This window comes from Mesorhizobium silamurunense (assembly GCF_014843825.1).
In the GTDB taxonomy this organism is placed as follows: domain Bacteria; phylum Pseudomonadota; class Alphaproteobacteria; order Rhizobiales; family Rhizobiaceae; genus Mesorhizobium; species Mesorhizobium silamurunense.
The window spans coordinates 1-2,033 of the sequence record NZ_JHQR01000388.1; the positions used below are offsets into that span (position 1 = coordinate 1).

Sequence of the window (2,033 nt, forward strand, 5' to 3'; positions counted from 1 at the left end):
GCGAACGTGGCGGCCGCCGCAGCCGCCGCCGTGGCGGCAAGAATCGCGACCGCGCCGAGCAGAAGCGCGGCGCCGATGCTGCCGGCTCCGAGGAAAATAGCGAAAACCTCGAAGAGATCGCGGCTTCCAGCGAGGCTGCGGACGACGCTGGTGACTCTGCCGATGCTTCGATGGAGAACGTCGAAGCGATGTCCGAAACCGTCGAATCCGTGACCGAGGCGGTCACCGAAGAAGAAAACAAGGCTCCCGAAGCCAGCAGCGAGACCGCCGAAGGTGAAGCCGCCAAGCACGCGGATGACAAGCCTTCCGAGGGCGGGCCCACCTCGATGGCCGCCAGTGTCGATGCGGATGTGATTTCGGAAGCGGTATCGCAGGCCGAGCCCGCCAGCGGGGCCGCTCCGGCCGACGACGCCGCTCCGAGCGACAGTGATCGCGGCATGCTCGAAGAGGTGCAGTCCGCGCATTCGGACGAGCACGAGATCGAATCGGTCGGCGCCGAGGATGCGCTGGAAGAGGTCCGCAACCGCCGCAAGCCGGTCCGCCGCCAGTACAAGATCCAGGAGGTCATCAAGCGCCGCCAGATCCTTCTGGTCCAGGTCGTCAAGGAAGAGCGCGGCAACAAGGGCGCGGCGCTGACCACCTACCTGTCGCTCGCCGGCCGTTACTCGGTGCTGATGCCCAACACCGCGCGCGGTGGCGGCATCTCGCGCAAGATCACCAATGCCCAGGACCGCAAGCGGCTGAAGGAGGTCGTCGCCGATCTCGAGGTGCCGCAGGGCATGGGCGTCATCCTGCGCACCGCCGGCGAAAGTCGCACCAAGGCCGAGATCAAGCGCGACTACGAATATCTGATGCGGCTTTGGGAGAACGTCCGAAGCCTGACGCTGCAGTCCACGGCCCCCGCCCTGGTCTATGAGGAAGGCAGCCTGATCAAGCGCTCCGTGCGCGACCTTTACAACAAGGATATCGACGAGATCCTGGTCTCCGGCGACGACGGCTATCGCGAGGCCAAGGATTTCATGCGCATGCTGATGCCGAGCCATGCCAAGGTGGTGCAGCCTTTCCGCGACACCACCCCGATCTTCGTGCGCAACGGCATCGAGGCGCAGCTCGACCGCATGCTGCAGCCGCAGGTGACGCTGAAGAGCGGCGGCTACATCATCATCAACCAGACCGAGGCGCTGGTCTCGATCGACGTCAACTCCGGCCGCTCCACCAAAGAGCATTCGATCGAGGACACCGCGCTCCACACCAATCTGGAGGCCGCCGAGGAAGTCGCCCGGCAGTTGAGGCTGCGCGACCTTGCCGGCCTGATCGTCATCGACTTCATCGACATGGAGGAGAACCGTAACAACCGCTCCGTCGAGAAGCGGCTGAAGGATCACCTCAAGAACGACCGTGCCCGCATCCAGGTCGGCCGCATCTCGCATTTCGGCCTGATGGAGATGTCGCGCCAGCGCATCCGCGCCAGCGTGCTGGAATCGACGATGAAGCCCTGCCCGCATTGCGGCGGCACCGGCCATGTGCGCTCCGACTCTTCGGTGGCGTTGATGGTGGTGCGGGCGATCGAGGAATTCCTGCTCAAGGATTCGCGCAGCCACATCACCGTGCGCACGCCGGCGGCGACGGCGCTCTATGTGCTCAACCACAAACGGGCCAATCTGGTCGAGCTCGAGGCCCGGTTCGGCCTGACCATCACGCTCGAAGCCGACGAGACGCTGGGCGCGCAGCACTACGCGATCTTCCGCGGCGCCGTGGCGGAAAAGCCCGAAGGCTTCGTCGAGGTGCGCAGCCTGCCGACCTATGTCGAGCCGGAAGAGCCCGAGGACGAGATCGTCGTCGAGGAGGAGGAAGAGGCATCGGTCGAGGCCGAACAGCCGCGTCACCCGCAGCAGGGACAGCATCAGCAGCGGTCCGAGGACGGCGAAGGCCGAAAGCGCCGCAAGCGCCGTCGGCGGCGCGGCGGCAAGGATCGCGACCGCGAGCATGGTGCCCATGGCGATGCCGTTTCGGCCCCCGCGCCGGCGGATGCC

At 66.0% G+C, this 2,033-nt stretch carries 1 protein-coding gene; it reads left to right on the forward strand.

The genetic code is table 11. From position 1 onward, the window contains the following. Positions 1 to 2,033 (forward strand): Rne/Rng family ribonuclease (locus DH10_RS34360; RefSeq protein WP_192385860.1); only part of this gene is annotated, 2,033 nt, incomplete at both ends.